General features: G+C 67.0%; 4 protein-coding genes and 1 pseudogene. 4 read left to right on the forward strand and 1 reads right to left on the reverse strand.

What is annotated here, in order from left to right:
- Nucleotides 1-278, reverse strand: a pseudogene (locus ABTZ94_RS33960) (hypothetical protein); the annotation flags it as partial.
- A 184-nt stretch (nt 279-462) separates the two neighbouring features.
- Between ABTZ94_RS33960 and ABTZ94_RS33965 the strand changes: the two are divergent.
- The 4 genes from ABTZ94_RS33965 to ABTZ94_RS33980 all read left to right on the forward strand — a co-directional run.
- Nucleotides 463-2637, forward strand: coding sequence for an N-6 DNA methylase (locus ABTZ94_RS33965; RefSeq protein WP_351206725.1), 2175 nt, complete (start codon nt 463-465; stop codon nt 2635-2637).
- Nucleotides 2638-2726: 89 nt separating this feature from the next.
- Nucleotides 2727-4841: a type I restriction-modification system subunit M gene (locus ABTZ94_RS33970; RefSeq protein ID WP_351206727.1), complete on the forward strand. Its 2115-nt coding sequence runs from the start codon at nt 2727-2729 to the stop codon at nt 4839-4841.
- Complete coding sequence (locus tag ABTZ94_RS33975) at nt 4838-6073, forward strand: restriction endonuclease subunit S (protein WP_351206729.1); 1236 nt, start codon at nt 4838-4840, stop codon at nt 6071-6073. The genes ABTZ94_RS33970 and ABTZ94_RS33975 overlap by 4 nt, the downstream gene beginning before the upstream one ends.
- The coding region (locus ABTZ94_RS33980; protein ID WP_351206731.1) for a type I restriction endonuclease subunit R at nt 6070-9023 on the forward strand (2954 nt) is incomplete at its 3' end. The genes ABTZ94_RS33975 and ABTZ94_RS33980, both read left to right, overlap by 4 nt.

Here is a 9023-nt window from a genome sequence, read left to right on the forward strand (position 1 = left end):
CGGGCAACTGCCCGGCGGGGCCCGATTCGTCCTGCGCTCCCGGCATCCGGTCGGGGCCGAGCAGGAGATGCCCGCTGCACCAGCGAGCGCAGTTCGGCGTGGCGTCGTACGGCACCGGACGCGGCCTTGAGCGTCTTCGTGTCCTCTTCGCGGCGGGGCGAGGGTACGAGCTGGACGAGGGTCGGCACGGACATGGTGCCGATCACGGCGTCCGCACGGAACGGCATGACAGTGAGCTGGGTTCCCTCGACCACGGCGGTCGGCATGGTGATGCGCACGGCTGTTCCCCCCAAGGGATCGACATGAGACAGGCCACAGAGGTGTGCTGCCCGGACGGCGACTGCGAACTGGAAGCGATGCCAGATAAGCATCACCGTGAAAGCACTGTCAAACGCCTCGACGGATTTGACGCCCGGTGTAGGTTGTTAACAGCTCACTATCGAGAGGCCCAGGACTCCCGCCATGCCCCAGCCATCCGCACAGGTGACAGCCGCCGAGATCTCACGCATCGCGGGAGTCACGCGCGCCACCGTCAGCAACTGGCGCCGTCGGCACGACGACTTCCCGGCCCCGTCCGGAGGCAACGAGAGCAGCCCGCTGTACGACCTGCTGGACGTACGGGCCTGGCTGGACGCACGAGGCCACACAGCGGCGGTCAGCTCGCTGGAGGAGCTACGCACCGCGTTGCGCCTGCGCCCGCAGGGCAGCCGCATGGCCGGCCGGTTCCTCCCGCTCGTCCTCGCCGCCGCGCGTCACACGCAGGACGAGCTGACAGCGCTGGCCGGGCTGCCGGACGCCGACCTCGTCGCCCACGCGGACGACGCGGCTGCACACCTCGCGGACACGATCCCGGCGACGGAGTCCATCAACGCCTCGGGCGGTGACGCTGCGACGCTACGGGCGCTGGTCCTGTGCGTACGCGACGAGGGCGGCGAGGCCACGCTGAGCGTGCTGGCCGAACGGGAGCTGGAGGAGAGCGCGGCCAGTGGCACCTACCAGACCCCCGCCCCCCTCACGGATCTCGTGGCCCGGCTCGTCCCCGGCCCGATCACCCGCGTCCTCGACCCGGCCTGCGGCAGCGGCACCCTGCTCGCGGCGGCCGCCCGGCGCGGCGCGACGGAGCTGTACGGCCAGGACAGTGTTCCGGTGCAGGCCCAGCGCAGCGCGGTGAGCCTGACGCTGGCCGCACCGGATGCGGCGGTCACGGTGCGTACCGGCGACAGCCTGCGCTCCGACACGTTCCCGCAGCTCGCCGCCGACGCCGTACTGTGCAACCCGCCCTACGGCGACCGCGACTGGGGCCACGACGAACTGGCCTACGACCCGCGCTGGGCCTACGGTGTGCCGCCGCGCGCCGAGTCCGAGCTGGCCTGGGTCCAGCACGCGCTCGCGCACCTGGTGCCGGGCGGCTACGCCGTCCTGATCCTTCCGCCGGCCACCGCATCGCGCGCCTCCGGGCGCCGCGTACGGATGGAGTTTGTACGCAGCGGTGCCCTGCGGGCAGTCATCGCCCTGCCGGCCGGAGCGGCGGCTCCGTTGCATGTGGGCCTCCAGATCTGGGTCCTGCAACGGCCCGAGCCGAGCGGCCCGGAACGGAAGTCCGTGCTGTTCGTCGACACGTCCGAGGCGCCGGGCCCGGGGCGGCCCGGGGACGCCGCCGGGGCCGGTTCCCGCGGGGCCGGGACCCGCTCGGGCACGCGGGGCGGCAGTCGCGCTTCCTTGGACTGGCCGGCGCTTACGGACCGGGTGCTCACGGCGTGGGCCGCGTTCACGGACGCCCCGGACGAGTACACCGACGAGCCCGGCATCGCACGCGCGGTCCCGGTGGTCGACCTCATCGGCGACCTCGTCGACCTCTCCCCCGCCCGGTACGTGCGCGTCTCCCGCACCGACATCGAACCGGCGGAGCTGGAGCGGGAAGCGGACGACAGCCGCCGCCGTCTCATCGCCTCCGCCAAGTCTCTGGGCAAGGCGGCTGGCCACGCCGACTGGCAGGCGGCCGGGGCGGCGGTACGCGAGTGGCGTACCGCGACGGCGTCCGACCTGGCACGAGGCGGCGCGCTCACGCTGCTGCGCACGGCACCCGACGCGAGGGAGCGGCAGGGCGCATCCGCCGTGCCGACGGCCGCCGCCGTCCTGACGGGCGCGGACATCGCGCGCGGCACGGGCCCGACCGGTGACCCGTCCGAGCTGCGCGCGGACTCCGCCCCGGTGATCGCTGCCGGCGATGTGCTCGTACGGTCGGTCGCGGGCGGCAGCGGGCCGATGGTCCGGGTGGCGGGCAAGCCGGACGAGGGGGCACTGCTCGGCCCGCAGATCCACCTCTTCCGCCCCGATCCCGCGCGGCTCGACCCGTGGTTCCTCGCGGGCTTCCTGGGCGCGGAGGAGAACATCGCCGGAGCGTCGACGGGCAGCACGGTCCTGCACGTCAGTCCGGGGCGGCTGCGCGTACCGCTCCTGCCGTTGGAGGAGCAGCGCCGTTACGGGGAGGCATTCCGCCGCGTCCACGAGCTGAGGGCGGAGGCACGTCGCGCGACGGAGCTGGCCGAGCAGACGGCGCGGCTGCTGACGGCCGGGCTGACGGGGGGCGGGCTGGTCCCGTCGTCGGCCGATCACACCCCCGTCGATTCGGCCTGAACGACACCACCACCTTCACGTATCCATCACACTTGTCCGAATCCGCTCCGGTTGGGGTGGGCGGGTCCGAAAGGAAACCGGGGAATCCCTTGAACAGCAGTAAGCACACGGAGCTGGCGAACCACGCCTGGTCCGTCGCCGACCTTCTGCGCGGCGATTACAAGCAGTCCGACTACGGAAAGGTCATCCTTCCGTTCACGGTGCTGCGCCGCCTGGAGTGCGTCCTGGAGCCGACGCGCGAGAAGGTCGCCGAGACCGCAGCCCGTTTCGAGGGCCAGGACATCGACACGGACCACTTCCTGCGACGGGCCTCGGGCCACTCGTTCTACAACAAGAGCGACCTGACCCTGAAGAAGATCGTCGGCGACCCGCTGGGCGCGGCGGCGAACCTTCAGCGGTACGTCGGTTCCTTCTCGGACAACGCCCGCGAGGTCCTGGAGAAGTACGAGTTCAACCAGCAGGTCAGGAAGCTCGACAGCGCGAACCTGCTCTACCAGGTCATGGGCAAGTTCACCGACCTTGACCTGCGCCCCGAGATCGTGCCCAACCACAACATGGGCTACATCTTCGAGGAGCTGATCCGTCGCTTCTCCGAGCAGTCGAACGAGACCGCGGGTGAGCACTTCACCCCGCGCGAAGTCATCAAGCTGATGGTGAACCTGCTGATCGCCCCGGACGGCGACGCGCTGAGCCTGCCTGGCGTCGTCCGCACGGTCATGGACCCGGCCTGCGGTACGGGTGGCATGCTCAGCGCGGCCGAGGAACACATCAAGGCCCTGAACCCGGACGCCACGGTGGAGGTGTACGGGCAGGAGCTCAACCCGGAATCCTGGGCGATCTGCCGGTCCGACCTGATGATCAAGGAGCAGGACCCGGAGAACATCGCCTTCGGCAACTCCTTCTCGGACGACGGTCACGCGCGGGAGAAGTTCGACTACCTGCTGGCCAACCCGCCGTTCGGCGTGGAGTGGAAGAAGGTCAAGGAGGACGTCGAGTACGAGTACAAGAACCTCGGCGACTCCGGCCGCTTCGGCGCGGGCCTGCCCCGCATCAACGACGGCTCGCTCCTCTTCCTCCAGCACATGATCTCGAAGATGAAGCCGGTGGATGTGAACGGTGGCGGCGGCTCGCGTATCGCGATCGTCTTCAACGGTTCGCCGCTGTTCTCGGGCGCGGCGGGGTCGGGCGAGTCGGAGATCCGCCGCTGGATCCTGGAGAACGACTGGCTTGAGGCGATCGTCGCGCTGCCGGACCAGCTCTTCTACAACACGGGCATCTCCACGTACTTCTGGATCCTGACCAACCGGAAGGATGCCCAGCACAAGGGCAAGGTCGTGCTGCTGGATGCGCGCGACCAGTGGGTGAAGATGCGCAAGTCTCTGGGTGACAAGCGCAAGGAGCTGGGCGATGGCACGAACGGCAAGCCCAACCACATCGCCGACATCACCCGCTTGTACGGGGACGCGGTGGCGGCTACGGCGGACGCGGAACACCCGCTGCACGGCAAGGTGAGGGTCTTCGACAACTCGGCGTTCGGTTACCAGCGGATCACGGTGGAACGGCCGTTGAAGCTGCGGTTCGAGCTGACGGAGGAGACGCTGGCAGCGCTGCTGGCATCGAAGCCGGTACAGAAGTGGGCGGAGGAGCGGTTCCTGCCGCGCGAGCCGGAGCTGGCGGCGAAGGCGAGGGCACGCCGGAAGCTGACGGACGAGGAGGAAGCGCAGTTCCGGGAGCTGGCGGCGGTTGAGACGAAGCTGCTCGCGGACGCGCTGAGCCCGCTGATGGGGTCGACCTGGGCGACCAAGTCCGAGGCGCAGGTGTCGGTGCGGAACGCGATGGCGGAAGCCGGCGTGCAGGGCCCGACCGGTGCACCGTTCACAAAGGCGCTGCGGGACACGGTGGGCGTACGGGACCTGGAGGGCGAGGTCCAGACGATCAAGGACCAGCCGGAGCCGGATACAGAGTTGCGGGACTACGAGAACGTCCCTCTGGGCGAGGACGTCGAGGAGTACGTGAAGCGCGAGGTGCACCCGCACGTGCCGGACGCGTGGATCGACCACGCGAAGACGAAGATCGGGTACGAAATTCCGTTCACGCGGCACTTCTACGTGTACGAGCCGCCACGGCCGCTGGCGGAGATCGACGCGGAGTTGAAGGCATTGGAAGCGGAGATTCAGATTCTGCTAGGGGAGGTTACGGAATGACCTGGGAAAATACTCGGCTGAAATATCTGTGTGTCGACTCCGGCCAGTATGGGCTGAACATCCCTTCCGACAGTTACACCACTTCTGGAATCAGGCTCATCCGGACCTCCGACATCACCAGCAGCGGTATGCTCAAGCCAGCAGACACTGCAGTTTACGTCGAAACAACACTTGAGGCTCGCCATCAATTGCGTCAAGGCGACGTCCTGTTGTCGCGCAGCGGCACTTTGGGACGCTCCTTCCTCGCCCCAGCGGAGGCAGATAGCCAAACCTTCGCTGGATTTCTGGTTCGCTTCCGCCCGAAAGACAACATCGATCCACGCTTCCTGCAGTACGTCACGCAATCAGCACTCTTTCAAGGAATCGTGCATGCGGAAGCCGTCTCGTCCACCATCCAGAATTTCAACGCCGATCGCTACGCCAACATCCCAATACGTGCCCCCGGCGAGGGGGAGCAGCGCCGCATCGCCGACTTTCTCGATGCCGAGACCTCCCGTATTGACCGGCTTTCAACCATGCTTCAAAACTCGGTCTCACTGCTGGAAAAGCGCATCACGGGAGTCATTGACGACGAACTGTCGGCAGCAGCTGATCGCATTATCCCGCTCAAGTATCTGGCGTCCCTCGTCGATACCGAACACAAAACAGCACCTCACGTACCCGGCGGCGGATACTGGATCGTCGGCACGTCTGCCGTGCGAAATGGACTCCTTAATCACGACGCCCTTTATGAAACAGACGTCAATGCCTACCGTGAGTGGACTCGTCGTCGCCGACCTCGACCGGGCGACGTACTACTCAGCCGCGAGGCGCCTGTGGGCGAGATCGCCATGTACCGTACCTCCGATCCGCACATCGCGATCGGGCAACGCATGGTCCTTGTATCCCCGAACTCAAGCGATATCGAAGCTGAATACCTCACGTGGGCACTCTTGTCCAGCCGCGTCAGCCAGTTCTTTGACGTCACTACGCAGGGCTCATTGCATCCACACCTGAACATGAGGGATATCGGCTCCATCCCTGTCATATGGTGCGATCTGCAGCGTCAGGCTGTTGCGCTGCGCCACATTGACACAGAGGTCAGGTCTACCCGAGCCCTGTGTGCTGCTCGCACCCAGATGCAGCAACTAATCGCCGAACGCCGCCAAGCCCTCATCACCGCCGCAGTGACTGGCCAATTCGACGTCTCCACCGCCAGCGGCCGCAACGTAACGGACGGAGTCCAGGCATGAGCCCCATCCACGACGAGTCCGCGTTCGGGGATGCCATCATCGCCGCGATGACCGAGCGCGGCTGGCGGGAGGCGCGGCCCGAGGACTATCAGGCCGGCCTCGGGCTGGACACCAACGAGCTGTTCACTTTCCTCGGCAAGACGCAGATCAGCGAGTGGAACGAACTGCTCGCCGTCTACGGCAACAACGTCAACGATGCCCAACACGGCTTCGCTCGGCGTCTGGACAAGGCGATCAGCGAGGACGGCCTGCTCAACGTCCTCCGTAACGGCGTCAAGGACCGGGGCGTCCGGCTCCGCGTCGCCTACTTCAAGCCGAATCTCGTCGCCGACGACTCCGTCCTCGACGGCTACCGTGCGAACCGCCTCACTGTCGTACGCGAACTCCGTTACGCCACCAAGCAGGCTGACTGGGGCAACGAGCTCGACCTGACACTCTTCCTCAACGGAATCCCCGTCGCCACGGCCGAGTTGAAGAACCCGCTTACCCGGCAGGGCGTCGAGCAGGCCAAGGAGCAGTACCGCACCGACCGCGATCCCACCGAGCTGATCTTCACCCGCCGCGTCATCGCGAACTTCGCCGTCGACCCGGACTTCGTCTTCGTGGCGACCCAACTCCGGGGCAAGAACACCCGCTTCCTCCCCTTCAACACCGGCTCCAACGGCGCCGGCCAGCCCGGCGGCGCGGGCAACCCCGACCCGACCGCGTATGGCACGTACGCCAGCTCCTACCTGTGGGAGCAGGTCTGGGCCCGCGACAACTGGCTCGACCTGCTCCAGCGGTACGTGCACCAGCAGAAGACCAAGACGCCCGGCGGCGGCACCACCAAGTCGACGATCTTCCCGCGCTTCCACCAGTGGGACGTCGTGAAGAAGCTGACCGCGCACGCCGCAACCTACGGCGTCGGCCAGAACTACCTCGTCATGGCATCGGCCGGTTCCGGGAAGTCGAACACGATCGGCTGGCTTGCTCACCGCCTCAGTGATCTGCACGCCGACAACGACCCGCGCGTACTTGACCCGGAAGCCGTGAAGCAGGGCCGTGTCACGCCGGGTGCGCCCGTCTTCGACAAGGTCATCGTCATCACCGACCGTCGCAATCTGGATGCCCAACTCCGCGAAACCGTCGGCAGCTTCTCGCAGACCGAGGGACTGGTCGTGAAGGTCGACGAGAAGCACGGGTCAAAGAGCGAGCAGCTCGCCCGCGCCCTGTCGCGCGACACCGGCAAGATCGTCACGGTCACCCTGCACTCGTTCCCGGCGCTGTTGGACTACATCCAGCGCAACCCGACCGAGATCAAGGGCACCAGCTTCGCGATCGTCGTCGACGAGGCGCACTCCTCGCAGTCCGGCGACGCCGCCACCGCTGTACGCGCAGCGCTTCGTGACCTCGGCCTGGACTCCGACTCGGGGGACCAAGGCGCGACCACCGTCACGGTCGACGAGAAGCTGAAGAAGAAGGCCTCAGAGCGCTCGCAGGCCGCGAACCTCTCCTACTTCGCGTTCACAGCTACTCCGAAGGCCAAGACCCTCGAACTCTTCGGCACGGAACACACCGTGGACGGCAAGGCCGTCTACCGCCCCTTCCACACGTACTCCATGCGTCAGGCCGTCGAGGAAGGATTCATCCTCGACCCGCTGCGCAACTACGTTACGTACAACACGTACTGGAAGCTTGTAAACCAGAACCCGGACGAGCGTGAGGTCGACCCGTCCAAGGCCAACGGCCTGCTCGCCCGGTACGCGCTGACCCACGAGCACACGGTCTCGCAGCACGCCCAGGTGATCGTCGAGCACTTCCTCGCGCACTCCCGCGGTCGGCTCGGCGGGCGCGCCAAGTCCATGGTGGTGACGGCCTCGCGTCACTCCGCCGTACAGATGGCACGGGCGATCAAGAGTTACATCAAGGACCGGGAGTACGACACCGAGTACCCGGACCTGGGCGTTCTGGTCGCGTTCTCCGGCTCGCTCACCATCGACGACGAGGAGACGACCGAGCCGAAGGAGAACGGCGGGATCGCCGAGAGCGCTCTGCCGAAGGCGTTCGCGTACACCCGTGCCGACGACAAGGCCGTGGCGGCCGGTGGGCGCGGGCAGCAGGAGTACAAGATCCTGGTGGTCGCGGAGAAGTACCAGACCGGCTTCGACCAGCCACTCCTGACGACCATGTACGTCAACAAGACGCTGACCGGCATCGCCGCCGTGCAGACACTCTCCCGGCTCAACCGCACCGCGGATCGCAAGTCCCAGGCCGACCTCGCGGTCCTGGACTTCACCAACGACGCCCAGGACATACAGGACGCGTTCCGCCCCTACTTCGAGGAGGCGATGACTCTCCCCTCCGACCCGAACCTGCTCTACACCGCGCAGAGCCGTGTCATGTCGGCGCCGATCATCTCCGAGCCGGAGATGGACGAGTTCGCCGCCGCGTACTTCGCCGCGAAGGAGAAGGCGGCCGGTTCGCAGGCCAAGTGGGAGAAGCTGCATGCCGAGCTGTACCGGTTGCTGTCCCCCGCCGTCGCCCGGTTCACGCCGCTCCTTGAGAGCGAGGAGGACGACGACGTGGAGACGGCCGAGGACTTCCGCGCCGACCTCAACGACTACGTTCGCAAGTACGGGTTCCTTGCCCAGATCGTGCCGTACCGGGACGCCGAGCTGGAACGGCTCCACCTTTACGGCCGCTACCTCCTCAACCGGCTCCCGCGCCGCGCCGACGGCGGCGTCGACATAGGCGAGATCGACCTCAGCCATCTGCGGGTGGAGAAGTCAGGCGAGCACGACAAGTCGCTCACTGCCGAAGGCCCGGCAGAACTCAAGGGGTTCGGCGAGGGCGCGGGCGGGGCTGCAGAGGCCGATAAGTCGCTACTGTCGGAGCTGATCGAGAAGTTCAACGCCAAGTTCGGCACCGACTTCACCGAGGACGACGTCAGGCGGCCGTTCGATGAGGCCAA

Origin of the sequence: Streptomyces sp. NPDC002785, assembly GCF_040295565.1 — a bacterium.
GTDB lineage: Bacteria > Actinomycetota > Actinomycetes > Streptomycetales > Streptomycetaceae > Streptomyces.